The following is a 16,503-nucleotide window of genomic DNA, read 5'->3' as shown; positions in this document are numbered from 1 at the left end:
CAAACTATTTGCGCTTTATCGCGATAAAGAATGTGCTTTCTTGTTATACTCTATTCAAGAAGGCGGACTTGAAACATTAACAAGCAAGTAAAGATATGCTCGCCACTGTGTATTGTTGCATAAAGACACCGTTATTCTTACGTTAACTTACCGGTATTGGTAGTTCGCCACGGCCGTGACGAGATCTTCCCACGGCTGTGGTAGGAATTCGTCACGGCTGTGGAAAGAAGTCACCACGGCCGTGGGAAGGTAAAGATACCGGTACTTTACAGGGAAAACGCATTATACTCTTTCCTTAATATTTTATACATTTATCTTACACCAATATTGTCTTTTCATCTTATTAATAAGATATTTATCTTTCATTTACAATATTATTTGAGTACATTTACGTGATTATAAATCACAATTAAAATGAAGCAAGAAACTAAAAGAAAGATTGAGATCAGCAACCTACATGAATTTGCTGATTCATTAATATTGATAGATAACCGGATAGACCGTTGTAAAAAACATCAGGCCAGTACCATTGTTCTTATTGCAATTTCTGCTGTTATATGTGGCGCTGATACTTGGAATTCAATAGAAGACTTTGGTAAAAGTAAAGAATCTTTTTTTGCAGCCAAGCTTTCCAATTTTAATGGTATCCCTTCCCATGATACATTTAATCGCTTTTTCTCGGCATTAGATCCTTTAAAATTTGAAGAATCTTATAGGCAATGGGTCCAAAGCATTCTCAAATGTTATTCGGGGCATATAGCCATTGATGGTAAAACCATACGAGGAGCCTATGAATCTGAACAGGACAAGCGTCATCGTAAACAAGGAGTGCTTCCTGATTCAAATACGGGAAAGCACAAATTACATGTCATCAGTGCATTTGCAACAGAACTGGGAATCTCCCTTGGACAGTTATGTACACAAGAAAAGGAAAATGAGATAGTTGTCATTCCTGAATTATTAGCTATGTTGTGTATAAAAGATTGTATTATTACAATTGACGCTTTAGGATGCCAGCGTACAATTGCAGAGAAAGTCATAAAGGGAGAAGGTGACTACATTTTTATAGTGAAAGATAATCAACCGAAATTAAAGGAAACAGTACTATCAGTAACAGAAAGTATTGTATCAAAAGGTACAACAGTACGATTTGACAAATATGAGACGCATGAAGAAGGACATGGCAGGAATGAGTCGAGAATCTGCTATTGCTGCAACGATCCTGGTTTTCTGGGAGCAGATATTAGAAAGAAGTGGAAAAATATACAGTCTTTCGGATATATTGAGAATACCAGAAATACAAACAAAGGCACTACAGTGGAAAAAAGATGTTTTATATCTTCCTTGAAACCTGATGCGCAGAAGATACTTAAAAATAGTAGAGAACACTGGGAAATTGAGAATAATCTACATTGGCAGCTAGATGTCAATTTCCATGAAGATAATACCAGAAGAAGAAATATATCAGCATTAAACTTTTCCGTACTGGCGAAAATTGCATTGGCTACATTAAGAAACAACAAAAGAGAGATACCAATCAATAGAAAAAGATTAATAGCAGGGTGGGATAATGAATTCTTATGGGAACTTATTTTACATGATTTATAATGCGTTTTCCCTGCGGTACTTTAGCTGAACAATACTGCTGCTTTAGCCGAACAATGCTGCTGCTTTAACGGAACAATACTGTTACTTTAGCCGAACAATACCTGCTTCTTTAGTGAAAGATACCGGATGTGCAGTACTCATTTAACTACTCATTTAACGGGGCGACATTCGCTTCGTAGCGAGTTTATATTTCTTATAGGCTCTTTGCTAATATTGAACTTCCTCTCTTTCAATACAAAACTTCCTGTATTTATTTCCGTATTTCCACTTTGTTTCGAAAAAAAAAGCATATCTTTGTCATACGCTTTCTGTTCACCAGCGTGGTGAAAACAGGTAAGAAGCGTTATTTATTTTGAAATAGGAATATTATTGCATTATCCCTCGTCCTTGAAATCTAGCAAGTTTCTGTCCGTAGAGGGGTGGTTCAACAGATATTCCACGTGAACGGTCGTATATCAACATATTGATGGAAGATGTGTTATATATAAACGATTAGCGTGGATGTCTGTTGTTATCATTATCTTATGGACGGGTTTGCTAGGCCTCAAGGACAGATAATGATTCAACAGCATTCACGCTTTTCTTGTACCCGGTTGGTTTCATGATCCTTATAAATCCCCAACTCTAATCTCCTGTCCGCCCGGAATACAAAAAGCGCGAATGTTTGTTGAATCAACATCAATAGAGTGCTATTTATTCCTTGTTGTATAACAAATTAAAAACAAACACTATGTCACAATGGATTAGCATAGAAGCGGCAGCCGAGAAATACCGACTCGAAAAAGAGTATATCTGGCTCTGGGTGGAAATGAAAAAAATCACAGTGTCTTATGAGAACGATACAGTTTCCATAGATGATGATAGTATCCAGCAATTCATAAAACGGACTAAGCTGGGAATTACGTCTGAATATATCGATGAATTAGAGCAACTTTGCATGGAAAAAAACAAAACCAGCCGATTGTATGCTTCACTCTTGAATATGCGGGATCAGGAATTAATGGCAATTAGAGGACAAAGTTCGCGACTGGACGGTTTATGGAAAATGGTGGAGGAACAATACGAAAGACTGCGATCCTTCGAGAAGAATTCTATGTCGGACAACGCTATTTGTAGCAACTGCTGGATCAGAAAGATATGCAGGAGATTGAAACGAATTCTATAATTCTGCTGTGAATTTATCTATTAAATAACAGGCTGACAATAAAAGTACGATCTTTTTATTGTCAGCCTATTGTCATAGCCTATTGTCAGGGTGCAATGAGTTGCTAGTCACCGTATTATCCAGCCAAAACTCCTGCTGACAATAAGAACCCTCCAATTTATATGTAAACCTAAAACCTATGAAACTTTTCTGTTATTAATTACACGCATGGCCGCAGTATAGTATTCGCAAGGAACAGAAATCAAAATACTGTTTAAACCATTGTCTTTCGTTGACACTTGAATATAAGCTGCATTCAACAAACTCTTTACGCTGGCTACCTCCCAAGGACTACCAGCAAAAACTTTGACTTGAGAAATCTTTCTACTTGTAATCATGATCTTTATAGTGTGTTTTTGTTTTTACTGCGACAAAGATAAGAGAGAAAAGCAACATAGAGGTGCAATATTGTTTCATATATAGTATACAAATGATTCATTGAATCAGGATTTGTATTAATTGACCAGTTTTTTGCGTTAATAAGAGTTGTTTTCCCTCACATCATTCATTTCTTATTTTGCGTATTTGTTATTGTTTCTACAAGGCTATTGATATAAACCTCTATATTATCATAGGCAGTACTTAGATTTCTTCCGTTTGCATCATATTTGTTTGGGTTCAATCCGTTGGCGGTTTCCCATTCGTCAGGCATGCCGTCATTGTCAGAATCAGTAATTTGTGGCAATGATTTTAATGTTGGCCATGCGCTCCAGTCGCTACCAGCTCCGGAAGGCTTTAGGTCTTTCTGACTATCGATAAGTCCGCCCTTAGGATAATTCTGACTTTTCCAATGGATGATACCTTTGTCGCAATGTTCACAAGGACCGTTCGGGCAGGGGGCATCTCCTAATCCGTTGTGTTCGTTCTTTCCGATGAATTGTGCCGTTCCTGTGCGTGTCTCTTCAACGATACGAGTATCTATATCATCTCGTTTGAGACTGCAACCCGCATATTTCAACACCAGCTCGTAAGCTTTTTGTGCTGTGTGGGTAGTTACCGCATCTACTTCTACCGGAGTATCCCGTTTCAGTTCATCGAGAGAGTGACCGGTGTTGTTACGGATACCAGTCCAGTTGTCTTTGTTCACTTTTGCGGCGGATGCTTCTGTCAGTTGGTTTCCTGCCTCGAAGTAATTCCGGCTGATATGATACTGTCCCAATACCCCTTTGATCGGTGCAAAATCTCCATCAGAAGAGCTGATGTCGATAGCCATCACACGGTTGGCCACTTTGGCATCCGTAGCGGGTCCGGGTTTGTAGTAGTTGTCCACAATGTTAATACCCATTGCTGCGCCGCCATAACATCCGTTACCGCTCCAGTTATAAATAACATTATTACGCATATCAGTACGTTCCTGACCTTGATATTTTACTCCGGAACCGAAACGTGGTGTGCGACTGTCATGGTGTGCCATCAGATTATGATGATAGGAAGCGTTGACTCCTCCCCAAATACCGCCATATCCATGAGGGCCTTTGGTATGTCCCGATAAGCGGAGACTTTCTGAAATAATACACCATTGCATAGTAAAGTTAGTATTATCATAGAATGAAGCACATTCGTCAGTGCTCCAACTGATGGAACAATGGTCAATCATGATATTGTTTTTCTGGCGTCCTCCCAGAGCATCTGCACCGTCGGAAGCCGAAGAGCCCAGCAAATCCGTATCTCCCATTCGGAAACGCAGGTATCGTAGAATTACATTATCGGCCGATACATTTACTGGAAAGTGAGCCAGGCAGATACCGTCTCCGGGAGCTGTCTGTCCGGCTATCGTGACATCACCGTTCCGAATGTCCAGTGTCGATTTTAGATAAATGGTGCCGGATATACAGAAGACAATTATACGAGGCTCCTTTTGTTCGATGGCATACCGGAGGGTACCCGGTGCTTTGGAGTCTTCCAGGGATCTGACAATATATACCTTTCCACCTCTTCCTCCTGTAGTGTTCATTCCTCCTCCTTCAGCTCCGGGAAAGGCATATGCTGTTTCTTCCACTGGTGGAGATACGGAGGGAGAATCCGGTGGAGTCTCCTGTTCTTTATTTTCTTCATTGACTGAAGATGTGGAACAGGAGGAGAACGCTTCTACTTGTGTGGCAAACAGTAGTGCCACGAAAATGAATTTTACCTTGTTGTTTTTCATATCTTACCTGATTTTTTATAAAGTGTGATGATAGTGATACTGATACAAATGTAAGCGGATAGAATTTGATAGACAACTGGTTGCATAGATAGTGCACCAGATTGCACAAAAAGTCCGCAACTTTTGAATGATATTAAAAAAAGTCCACGCAAACAAACAAATAGTGAGAAAGTATTCATGTTGTTCCGTATACTTTTGTAACGTGAAATAGTAACTGCTCAAGACAGGACGACCAAATAATAATGGAATAAGAATCTATCATTAAGAATATAACAAATAATTTATGAAAGCACATTTATTTTCAAAGATGTCCCAAGGACTATTGTTGTTATCAGCTTTGCTGGCAACAAGTTGCAAGGAAAGTAGCAATAACTTTTTTGTTCCCGACCATGAAGCCCCTTCTTTGGTGTCTGTAACTCCTGCAAATGGTGAAACGGCCGAAGAAAACAATACGATTCTGCTTACTTTTAACGAGTATGTGAAAGCGGGAGAAGAGAAAGCGAATTTTAATGGCGAGGAAGTGGAGTTGACTTTCAAAGGTAAAACAGCGTCTTACGCTTATACTGCTTTGGACTATAATCAGGTCTGTCAGTTCAGCCTCCCCAAAGGTGCAGTCATAGACTTTCAGGGAAATGTATTCGAAGGTGTTAGTATTCAGTTTACAATCAGAGAACGTCCTCAACCGGAAGCACGCATATTTGATGCGGTGGTCAGTCCTGACGGAAAAGGAAACTATACCAGTATACAGAAAGCAATAGATAATGTCCCCTCGAAAAGAACAGAACCTTGGCTTATTTTCGTGGCGAACGGAACGTATGAAGAACAAATAATCATTCCTGAAGACAAACCGTATATTCATCTCATCGGACAGGATGTGGATAAGACAATTGTCAAGTTACGAATTAACAGCTCAACCGAAGCCAGTGCGACTGATCCGGATGTGTGGAAGTACTCTTATAAGAACTTAGGAAAAACGGAAGCCGCTATGGTGTCAGTGAAGGCTACGGATTTTTACGCAGAGAATATATCTTTTGTAAACGGATATGGCAAAGAATTACAGAAAGGCCCTATGGCATTGGCAATGTATACCCAGAATGACCGCAACTCATTCAATAATTGCAAATTCCTCTCGTACCAAGACACCTGGCAGACCGGGCCTAAATCGGATAACGGCAGACTGTATGCACAGAATTGCTGGATTGAAGGAGCCGTTGATTACTTCTATGGAAACGGGAATTGCTTTCTCGAACATTGCACCTTTTATAATATGAGGGATGGCGCAATTATTGTTGCTCCTTCTCATAAAGTAGGAACACGTTGGGGATATGTGTTGAATAATTGCATTGTGGATGGAAATGAATTGGCTGATACAGAAAGTGTCAAGTTGGGGCGTCCCTGGCACAATTCTCCGATAGCTGTATATCTCAATACGATTTTTAATATAAAGATAGCTCCGGAAGGATGGACGGATATGGGAGCTATTCCTCAAATGTTTGCTGAATATAACAGTAAAGATAAGGAGGGGAATACTGTAGATTTAAGTCAGCGTAAAACGCAATATACCTATCAGGATGAACAAGAGAATCCGGTGACAGGCATTTGTCAGGCTGTCCTTACGGCAGGTGAAGCAGCTCGGTATACGTATGAAAACGTTGTTCGTGAGGGCGATAATTGGGACCCGAAGAAATATATGGAACAAATATCCGCACCGGAAAATCTGAAAAGAGAAAACGGAATATTAAGTTGGGATGCTTCAAAATATGCAATTTGTTATTTGGTAATTGCGAACGATGAAACTGTACAAATAACCAAGGAAACGTCTTGTAATGTTGAGGAAGGAAAGACATATCAGGTGAAGGCCGTTAGTGAGTATGGGTCTTTGAGTGAACCTTCAAAAGAGTGATGACAATTAAAACTTTAAAATATGAAAATGATAAGTAAAGTATTCAGTTGTATGTTGGCTTTTTCTTCTCTGTTGGGGAATGTGGAAGGACAAAACATCTATAGAATATGGTATGACAAACCCGCTTCTTATTGGGAAGAAGCACTCCCGGTTGGTAATGGACGGATTGCAGCAATGGTGTTCGGTGACCCTCAACTGGAACAAATACAGTTGAACGAAGAAACAGTGTCGGCGGGCTCTCCTTACCAGAACTATAATGAAGAAGCAAAAGCGGCTTTGCCGGAAATGCGCCGGTTGATTTTTGAAGGAAAGTACGAAGAAGCGCAGAACATGGCGGCAACGAAGATTCTTTCACAAGTGGGGAATGAAATGCCTTACCAGACAGTGGGTCGTCTGAATATCCGTTATCAAGATCACAAAAAAGTAAATAATTACTATCGTGATCTGGATATAAGCAATGCAGTAGCTGTGACTCGCTACGAAGTAGACGGAGTGGAATTTACCGAAGAAACATTTGCATCATTTACCGATCAACTGGTTATCAGGCATATCAAAGCATCCAAACCGGGAACAATCAATTGCGAACTGTTTTTTAATACCCCGATGAGAGATCCGAAACGTAGTATTTATGGAAAGAAAGGTTTGCGGCTGGAAGGTATTACGTATGGCAGCCGTTATTTTCCGGGTAAAGTGCACTATTGTGCCGATTTGGATGTGAAACATAAAGGTGGAAAAGTGATAACTGCCAATGACACGTTGCTTAGCGTTCAAGGAGCCAGTGAACTTACATTGTATATCTCGATGGCGACTAACTTTGTCAACTATAAAGATATATCGGGCGATCCGTATCAACGGAATAAAGCTTATTTGAAAAATGCAGCGAAAGATTATAGTAAAGCGAAAGCCGCTCATATTGCTGCTTATCAGAAACAATTCAATCGTGTAACTTTGGATTTGGGTGAAACTTCCCAAGCCAATAAGCCGATGGATGTACGTATCAAGGAATTTTCTTCATCCTATGATCCGGCATTGATAGCATTGTATTTCCAGTATGGACGTTACTTATTGATTTCATCTTCACAGCCCGGATGCCAGCCCGCCAACTTGCAGGGCAAATGGAATCATAACCCGGGACCTCCCTGGAGCTGCAATTATACAACGAATATTAATGCTGAAATGAATTACTGGCCGGCGGAAATCACCAACTTGGCCGAACTTCATAAACCATTCATCCAGATGGTACGTGAATTGAGCGAGAATGGGCGTGAAGCTGCCAGTCGAATGTATGGTTGTCGTGGCTGGGTGTTGCATCATAATACGGATTTGTGGCGTATGACGGGTGCGGTGGACCGTCCTTATTGTGGGACATGGCCTGTGGCTAATGCATGGCTTTGCCAGCATTTATGGGACCGTTATTTGTTTTCCGGTGATAAGAAGTATTTGGAGGAAGTATATCCGATGATGAAAAGTGCTTCGGAATTCTTTGTCGACTTTCTGGTACGCGACCCGAACACGGGTTATCTGGTTGTCACTCCTTCCAACTCACCCGAGAATTCTCCGCGCTGGATAAAGAAGAAAAGTAATCTTTTTGCAGGAATCACGATGGATAATCAGTTGGTTTTTGATTTATTTTCAAATACATGCGAAGCTGCCAAAGTGCTGAACGCAGATACTGATTTTTGTGATACATTGAAGAATATGCGCCGGCAGTTGCCTCCGATGCAGGTAGGGCAGTACGGACAATTGCAGGAATGGTTTGAAGACTGGGATCATCCTAATGATCGTCACCGGCACATCTCTCATCTTTGGGGGCTATATCCCGGTTATCAGATTTCTCCTTATCGTTCTCCGGTACTCTTTGAAGCGGCAAAAAACACATTGATACAACGGGGAGATCCTTCTACCGGTTGGTCAATGGGATGGAAAGTTTGTTTCTGGGCCCGTATGCTTGACGGGGATCATGCTTATCAGTTGATAAAGAATCAGCTGACTTATGTCAGCCCTGAAATACAAAAAGGACAGGGAGGCGGAACGTATCCTAATTTATTCGACGCGCATCCACCTTTCCAAATAGATGGTAACTTCGGTTGCACGGCTGGTATTGCCGAAATGCTGGTGCAAAGTCATGATGGTGCGATTCATCTGTTGCCTTCGTTGCCTTCGGAATGGAAGAGCGGGACAGTGAAAGGGTTGCGTGCCCGGGGAGGTTTTTTGATTGATGAATTGATCTGGAAGGACGGTAAGCTGGTAAAAGCTGTGTTACGTTCGGAAACCGGAGGCAATCTGCGCCTGCGCTCTTACTGGAAATTGGCTGCTGAAGGAGCATTGTTGAAACAGAAGAAGGAAGAGGAAGCGAATTCGAACGCATTATTTAAAGTACAGCAAATCTCACGCCCGATGATTAGTGAAAAAGCGCCTTTAAAAGGAGTGACATTACGTGATACTTATTTGTATGATGTGGATACACGCGAAGGAGAGGTGATTATTGTTACAGTAAAATAAGACATTCTATATAAAAAGTCCACGCTTTTGCATAAATAATGAGTGGAAAACAGATGTAAAAGTGTGACTTTTGTAACATCAAAAATGAAACAAATTAATCAAGATAATACTATGGATGTACAAAGACATTTATTTTTGAGAAGATGCTTTGCGTATATATGTTGCTTGCTCTTGTGCTTTATAACGGCGACAACAGTATATGCACAGAAGGTATCTGTGAAAGGAACGGTGGTGGATACCAACGGTGATGCTATTATTGGTGCTAGTGTGAAGGTGTTGAAAAAGTCCTCCGTCGGTACAATTACCGACTTGGATGGAAATTTCACTTTGTCTGTTCCCGAAGATGCAACAAAGTTGGAAATTAGTTTTGTAGGAATGAAATCAGTTGTTGCGACTGTGAAACCGGGCAAACATCTGAAAGTTGTGTTGGAAGAAGACAATCAGACTTTGGACGAAGTGGTAGTGGTAGGATACGGAACCTCACGTCGCGGAGATTTGACCGGTGCGATTTCTTCAGTGAGTGAGAAGGTTTTGAAGGATATTCCGATAACTTCTGCGGCTGCGGCTATTACAGGAAAACTGGCAGGTGTGAATGTAGTGGCTACTGATGGATCGCCCGATGCAACAATCCAGATTACAGTGCGTGGTGGTGGTTCTATTACCCAGGACAATTCACCGTTATATATTGTTGACGGTTTTCAGGTGAGTAATATCAATGATATTCCTCCCGGTGATATTCAAAGCATTGATGTTTTGAAAGATGCTTCTTCTACCGCCATCTATGGAGCTAAAGGTGCGAACGGCGTTATTCTTGTTACTACAAAAAGCGGTAAGGCGGGAAAAACAGAAATCTCATTCAATGCTCACTGGGGTGTCAGTAATGTGTATAATCTGACGGGGGTACTTTCACCTTACGAATACTACTGTTATCAGAAAGAACTTGATCCGGGCACCTCTCTGACTAGTAGCATTAATTCGATGTATGGACGTTGGGACGACCGCAATATTTATCGTTCGGTAGAAGGCACGAACTGGCAGGATAAAGTATATGGAAACACCGGATTCAAACAAAGCTATAACGTTGGTATAACAGGAGGAACGGATGCCACATTGCGTTATAATTTGAGTTATACGCGGGATGATGAGAAGTACATTATGCTCAACTCCAATTATGTGAGGGATAACTTGAGTGTGAAGATGGATAAAAAGTTGAGTAACAAATTGAAGTTTGAGTTTTCCAGTCGTTTGACTAGAATGGTGATTGACGGTGCGGGTACCAATGGAGGTAAATTGAGAGATGCCGTTCTTTTCTCGCCAATCAACAGCCTTGCAAGTATAGATGCGGGAGATGCTTTTGGGGGTGAAATTGATTACTCGGATGATGCATTGTTATCATCATTGAATGATCCTGTATATAATACGGTGAATGAGTATAAGAAGCAAAACCAGTTTTCTATGACTTATAATGCCGGCTTTAACTGGGAAATTGTTAAAGGATTGACTTATCAGCTGAAAGGTAGTTACGCATACACTTATAATTATACCGATAATGTCTGGTTAAAGAAAACCGGAGAGTCGAGCTCCAATGCCGGTCAGCCCGTAGCCAAACGTACGGATGAGAAAGGTGCACGATGGAACTTACAGAACATATTGAGTTACCGGTTCTCTCTGAAAAAGAATCACCGCCTTGATCTGATGGCCGGACATGAAATGGTGAGTAATTACAGAAATCAGATGATTGCCTCATCCAAATATTATCCTATGGATTTTACGGCGAGCGAAGTGTTGGCTATGTGGAACTATGGAGAATCCCAACCAACGTATACCACTCTTGGTGAACCTTCCCGTACGGCATCTTACTTCGGTCGTTTAAACTATGCTTTCAAAGACCGGTACATGTTCACTTTTACAGCCCGTGCCGACGGAACGAATGTGTTCGCTCCTGAAAACCGTTGGGGATTTTTCCCGGGTATGGCATTGGCATGGCGCATTTCCCAGGAAAAATTTATGAAGCAGACGGAAGACTGGCTGGATAATCTGAAACTTCGTGTGAGTTACGGGTCAGTTGGTAATGCGCGTGTCAATTCATACTGGAGACAGGATTATAAAATGGAATCTTCTGCCAATAGGCAATATTATCTAAATGAAACAGTACAGAGTGCCCTGAAATTGCAGAACACCTTGCGGAACGAGAATCTGACTTGGGAGACGAAGTTATCCTCTAACGTGGGAATAGATGCCAGCCTCTTTAATAGCCGTTTGAATGTGACGGTTGACTTCTATAATGATATAACGAAAGATTTAATCTTACGCATGGATCTTCCTTCAAATTCGGGATATGAATATCAGTATCAGAATGTAGGCCGCAGTACGAACAGGGGAGTTGAACTTACGCTTAGCGGAACGATTATCAATAGTAAAGATTTCTATCTGGGCGCTAACTTCAATATATCATTCAATAAAAATATAGTGAATAAACTGGATGGAACGGCAACCGTATTGAGTGCGCAATCCAACTGGCGACCGGATATCGGCTCTGATGATTTTCGTGCTATTGTAGGTCAGGCGGTAGGACAGATTTATGGATTCGAAGTAGAGGGCTTTTATTCTGTAGACGACTTTACGTTTGATGAGAATACGAAAAAATGGATACTGAATGAAGGGGTAGTAGACGACAGGGCTTTGTTCTCTAACGACCTGCCTAACTTTGGTCCGGGCTTTATCAAACTGAAGGATCAGAATAATGACGGTGTGATCGATGCGGATAATGACCGTAAAGTGATCGGTAGTGTACAGCCAAAGCATATTGGAGGATTCGGGCTGAATGCTGCATGGAGAGGGTTTGACTTGGCGGCAATGTTCAACTGGTCATATGGCAATAAAGTATATAATGCCAATAAGATTATGGCATCCACTCATACGAATCGTAAATATAATAATATCAGAGATTTTATGAGTTTGGAAAACCGTTGGTCGATTATTGATCCGGAAACGGGTGCCAATGTAATGTATGGTAATGATGCCAATCCGGAGCGCTTTGTTGAAATCAATTCCAAAGCCTCTATCTGGATGCCTATGATGGGGCGTACGCTTGTGACGGACTGGGCGATTGAAGATGGTTCTTTTTTGCGTTGTAGTAACCTGACGTTAGGGTATACGCTTCCGGTTACTGTGACTCGTAAGCTAGGAGTCAAGAACCTGCGCGTGTATGCTACGGCCAATAACCTGTTTTGCTGGACAGCTTATTCCGGACAGGATCCTGAAGTGAGCACACAACGTTCTACCCCTTTGACTCCGGGTGTGGATTATTCTGCATATCCGAAAGCACATTCTTATGTATTCGGTCTTAATGTTACTTTTTAATACTTGAAAAATGAAAATACAGAAACTATTTTTAGCGGTTTTATCCTCCTCTGTGTTATGCACCTCGTGTATGGATAATTTTTTGGATACCGAAAGTCCTTCTATTCCAAGTGATGAGAATCTGTTTAAATCGACCGCTCTGACGGAAGCAGCCCTGATGGGTGTGTATGCAACAATGACGGACACCTATATATATGGTCAGAAACTGTGTGTCAACTGGCAGGGAGCTTCTGACGTGGAGGTTGGTTCGGGTGCGTTTTCTACGGAAAACTATAATTCGACACTTCGTGATGAAGGTGCTGGCAATTTTTATGACGATAATTATAACCGGAATACCAGATGGGACAAACTTTATTATCTGGCAGAATCCGCCACTACTATCGTAGATGGTATACGTCGGTCCCCGTTGATGCAATCTACTTCGGACAAGGCTGTCATGCGTAGATATTTAGGAGAGGCATTAGCACTAAAAGCGTTAGGCTATTTTGAATTGATCCGTTATTGGGGAGATGTGCCATATAAAGAGCATGCGTCTGAAAGCGGATTGGGAAATGTCTATATAGGAAAAGTGGATCGTGATATTGTTTATAATTATATCATAGAGGATTTGAAAGAGGCAATTGAATATCTGCCTTGGATGGGAGAAGAATCATATACGGTAGAACGCATGAATAAAGGTTTTGCCAAAGGACTGTTGGCAAAAGTAGCGCTATTTGCCGGAGGATGGTCTGTACGAGATGGAAATCAGTTTCCGGACTTGGATGTGGAACATCATCCGACCATTCCGGAAATGAACGGATATTTCGTCGGTCGCCCTAAGAATTGGAAAGATTATTATGAACTGGCTGCCAAACAGTGTGCGGAGATTTTGGGAGCGACTGATAATCCTCATGAGCTTGATCCCAGTTATGAGAATATTTGGTCTACTGTCAATCATCTGGAATACAACAAGTATAATGAAAACCTGTTTGAAGTCGCTTTTGGTGAAGGACAGAATGGAGATGTGGGGGCCACGATGGGATACAACCTGAACAGAGGAGTTTTTAATACCACCCAAGGTATGGGAGGGGCAGGATATGCGGCTACTACTGCTTACTATTTTTATTCATTTGATCCGGCAGACACCCGTCGGGATGTTACTTGTGTTTTCCAGGAATATATCAATGAGAATGGAAAAAATAAGGAAGTTATTCGCTGTAATCCATTAGGAGTGGCTTGTGGTAAATGGCGTTGGTATTGGATGACTGATAATTATATGAAAGTCCGTTTCCCGAAAGCTAATTCACGTATTGCTACTGGTATCAACTGGATTTTGATGCGGTATTCAGATATTTACCTGATGTTTGCGGAGGCTCAAAATGTATTGACAGGGCCGGATGCAGTTAGTCCGACTGCCGGTATGTCTCCCCGACAGGCTTTGGAAAAGGTTCGTGAAAGAGCATTTGGTACTGGTGCTCCCGAAATCACGCAGTATGACGCGGATTTCTTCACGGCTATTGTCAATGAACGGGCATGGGAGTTTGGTTGTGAATCTATTCGTCGTCAGGATTTGACACGTTGGGGATTGTTGGCGGAGAAAATAGAAGAGATGAAAATAGGTCTTTGTATGTTGTATGACTACAAGCCGGTGACTATTTTCGGGAAGACTTATCAAGTGGATGAAATACCGAGAAAAATCTATTATAAATATGAAGACTCTGATAATCCGGAATACATTGATATGTCGTCTGTTAACTTCAATGAGGATATGGGAACCGGTACTGCTTCTACATCAAAAGGACAGTATGAGTGCAACTGGATCAGTATGCAGGTGACATTGAATAAGGATGGTGATATAAATGCAACCCTGAATACTAATTATGTGAAAACAATGGCTAGAATATTGGTTTGCGGTACAGGACTGAATGCGTCTTACGACTATTCGAATTTGTTTGGCAGGCTAAACTGGGGCGGTGAAGCCGAAGCGGAGTTCCGTAAATATTCTGTTGGTAATGGAGTGTGTAATTATCGCCATGTATTCGCTATTTATTATGAGGATGTCAATAAGACGCAAGGGTATGTTTCTAATTCGTATGGTTATAAATAATTAATGGTAGGAAAAGATGAAAAGACTAGTTAATAGATTATCCGGAGCATGCCTGTATGTACTATTGGCTTTGATAGTGGGTATGTCTTCCTGTGAGGACGATGCCAATGACTGGACAGTTAATAAGAACTATGATGCTTTGTTCCGTCCGTTGACGTTCGATAAGTCGGCTACCGATGCGACTTCGGTTACATTAAGATATTCGCAGATTGTGAATGCAAAAGTCTATATTTTTGAGTTTTATACGGACAGCTTGGAGTTTAATGCGGAAAATTATGTAAGGACAGATACGATTCTGAAAGATACATTGACTGTATTTTCAGAGAGTAATACGCCTATGAGGGTGGAATATCGTACTTTGTTTCAGGAGTTCAACGGTTCTACGCAATATTCTGTTCGTATGAAAGGAGAAGATGCGCAGGGAAAGGCAAGCACTTATGTCAGTGTAGCATTTAAAACTCCGGATGAGCAATTATTTACCGGAGTGGAAGTTACAGCTAATTCCGCAACCTTGACATGGGAAGAAACGAACAGAGTAACTCATCTGACGTTGGCTCAAATGGTGGATACGAAATATGGTGAGGAAAAACAGATTGATTTGACTTCGGAAGATATAGCGGCTTGTTCGAAAACACTCTCCGAATTGGAGAATGGAGCGACCTATCGTGTTCGGATTTATAATAATGATGCATTACGTGGTTCGTATGTATTCAAAACACTGGGATTGGGTGGTAGCGAAATCCTTTTTGTGGAGGCTACGGAAACCGGAGTCATTGATTTAAGTACATTGTTATCTAATTTTGTGAAAGAGAAAGAATGTAGTAATGTAACTGTCCAACTTACTCCGGGGGCGGTGTATAAGGTAAGTGAACTAAAGATTCCGGGATTGGATAATATTTTGTTTACCAGTACGGAAGCTAATGAAAATAATCGTCCACAGCTTATTGTGACTAATAAAATATCATTGGCTTCTCCGATACAGTCTCTGTCATTCGAGTTTGTTTGTCTAAATGGAAATGGCGAGGCCAGTTATATGACGGATTGGAAAAATAGTTCTTATGCCCAGTCTATTTCATTCACAGGCTGTGCTATACAGAACATAAAACGTACGCTTGTACGTATTAGCGACGGAAGTGGTGTGTTCATGACGGATATTACGATTGATAACTGTGTCATATCCGAAGTTGGTACGGACGGATATGGAATGATTAATTTCGGAAAAAATATCGATCAGTTGGAAAAGGTTTCTATAACGAATAGTACATTGATTAATATTGGTGACCAGTTGATGGACGTGAAAGGGGGAATCGGTGATGTGATATTGGAAAATTGTACTTTCTATAATTCTATGGATGCTAAGAAGGAATTGCCTAAAGTTTTCCGTTTTGATAATGCGGCAAGTACTCCGCCTTCTCCGAAATCTGCGACAATGCGGAATTTGATTTTCTCCGGTCCGAACAAAGGAAAGAAAATGAATAGTGGAAATGGTGCTTATGACATTTTGAACTTCTCTGATAATTGTTATATCACCTCCGACCTGCAGGAAGGCAATAACAGGTTTGAAGAAATAACGAGAATAAAACAAAGCTCGGATGACTTGTTCGTTGATCCATTGAACGGTGATTTCCATATTAAACCGGGAGCCGGGTTTGCCGGAACGGGTAATGCTGGTGATCCACGTTGGTATTAAT

9 protein-coding genes are annotated in these 16,503 nt (G+C 41.2%); 7 read left to right on the top strand and 2 right to left on the bottom strand.

From position 1 onward, the window contains the following. Nucleotides 1–414 precede the first annotated feature (414 nt). Both BACFIN_RS07420 and BACFIN_RS07425 read left to right on the top strand, forming a co-directional pair. Nucleotides 415–1,608, top strand: a complete 1,194-nt coding sequence (locus BACFIN_RS07420) for an ISAs1-like element ISBaov2 family transposase (RefSeq protein WP_007754863.1) — start codon at nucleotides 415–417, stop codon at nucleotides 1,606–1,608. A 730-nt stretch (nucleotides 1,609–2,338) separates the two neighbouring features. Next, the gene (locus BACFIN_RS07425; RefSeq protein WP_004305010.1) at nucleotides 2,339–2,773 is read left to right on the top strand and encodes a hypothetical protein; all 435 of its coding nucleotides are present in this window, start codon (nucleotides 2,339–2,341) and stop codon (nucleotides 2,771–2,773) included. Nucleotides 2,774–2,949: 176 nt separating this feature from the next. On the opposite strand, the gene BACFIN_RS07430 is transcribed toward BACFIN_RS07425, so the two are convergent. Then, nucleotides 2,950–3,150 carry a DUF2007-related protein gene (locus BACFIN_RS07430; protein WP_004299812.1) on the bottom strand — a complete coding sequence of 67 codons (201 nt, stop codon included), beginning with the start codon at nucleotides 3,148–3,150 and terminating at the stop codon, nucleotides 2,950–2,952. 167 nt (nucleotides 3,151–3,317) lie between these two features. Beyond that, entirely contained in the window at nucleotides 3,318–4,958 is a 1,641-nt protein-coding gene (locus tag BACFIN_RS07435) for a pectate lyase (protein WP_004324613.1), read from the bottom strand. 283 nt (nucleotides 4,959–5,241) lie between these two features. On the opposite strand from BACFIN_RS07435, the gene BACFIN_RS07440 reads away from it, so the two are divergent. From BACFIN_RS07440 to BACFIN_RS07460, 5 genes are all read left to right on the top strand, one after another. After that, nucleotides 5,242–6,861 carry a pectinesterase family protein gene (locus BACFIN_RS07440; protein ID WP_007754858.1) on the top strand — a complete coding sequence of 540 codons (1,620 nt, stop codon included), beginning with the start codon at nucleotides 5,242–5,244 and terminating at the stop codon, nucleotides 6,859–6,861. Nucleotides 6,862–6,882: 21 nt separating this feature from the next. Beyond that, nucleotides 6,883–9,363 carry a glycoside hydrolase family 95 protein gene (locus BACFIN_RS07445; protein WP_007754857.1) on the top strand — a complete coding sequence of 827 codons (2,481 nt, stop codon included), beginning with the start codon at nucleotides 6,883–6,885 and terminating at the stop codon, nucleotides 9,361–9,363. A gap of 111 nt (nucleotides 9,364–9,474) precedes the next feature. Continuing rightward, entirely contained in the window at nucleotides 9,475–12,726 is a 3,252-nt protein-coding gene (locus tag BACFIN_RS07450) for a SusC/RagA family TonB-linked outer membrane protein (protein WP_050761287.1), read from the top strand. Nucleotides 12,727–12,736: 10 nt separating this feature from the next. After that, entirely contained in the window at nucleotides 12,737–14,812 is a 2,076-nt protein-coding gene (locus BACFIN_RS07455) for a RagB/SusD family nutrient uptake outer membrane protein (RefSeq protein ID WP_032839721.1), read from the top strand. Between the two features lie 16 nt (nucleotides 14,813–14,828). Continuing rightward, a complete protein-coding gene (locus BACFIN_RS07460; protein WP_004299827.1) occupies nucleotides 14,829–16,502 on the top strand; it encodes a DUF5123 domain-containing protein in 1,674 nt (557 codons plus the stop codon). Nucleotide 16,503: the final 1 nt, after the last annotated feature.

Source organism: Bacteroides finegoldii DSM 17565, from assembly GCF_000156195.1.
In the GTDB taxonomy this organism is placed as follows: domain Bacteria; phylum Bacteroidota; class Bacteroidia; order Bacteroidales; family Bacteroidaceae; genus Bacteroides; species Bacteroides finegoldii.
Note: the sequence above shows the minus strand (reverse complement) of the source record. Positions and strands in the feature narration are given on the sequence as shown.

Excerpts from the sequence above, each read along its gene's own strand:
- BACFIN_RS07420 (WP_007754863.1), top strand. The coding sequence starts at position 415 with ATGAAGCAAGAAACTAAAAGAAAGATTGAGATCAGCAACCTACATGAA.
- BACFIN_RS07425 (WP_004305010.1), top strand. The coding sequence starts at position 2,339 with ATGTCACAATGGATTAGCATAGAAGCGGCAGCCGAGAAATACCGACTC.
- BACFIN_RS07430 (WP_004299812.1), bottom strand. The coding sequence starts at position 3,150 with ATGATTACAAGTAGAAAGATTTCTCAAGTCAAAGTTTTTGCTGGTAGT.
- BACFIN_RS07435 (WP_004324613.1), bottom strand. The coding sequence starts at position 4,958 with ATGAAAAACAACAAGGTAAAATTCATTTTCGTGGCACTACTGTTTGCC.
- BACFIN_RS07440 (WP_007754858.1), top strand. The coding sequence starts at position 5,242 with ATGAAAGCACATTTATTTTCAAAGATGTCCCAAGGACTATTGTTGTTA.
- BACFIN_RS07445 (WP_007754857.1), top strand. The coding sequence starts at position 6,883 with ATGAAAATGATAAGTAAAGTATTCAGTTGTATGTTGGCTTTTTCTTCT.
- BACFIN_RS07450 (WP_050761287.1), top strand. The coding sequence starts at position 9,475 with ATGGATGTACAAAGACATTTATTTTTGAGAAGATGCTTTGCGTATATA.
- BACFIN_RS07455 (WP_032839721.1), top strand. The coding sequence starts at position 12,737 with ATGAAAATACAGAAACTATTTTTAGCGGTTTTATCCTCCTCTGTGTTA.
- BACFIN_RS07460 (WP_004299827.1), top strand. The coding sequence starts at position 14,829 with ATGAAAAGACTAGTTAATAGATTATCCGGAGCATGCCTGTATGTACTA.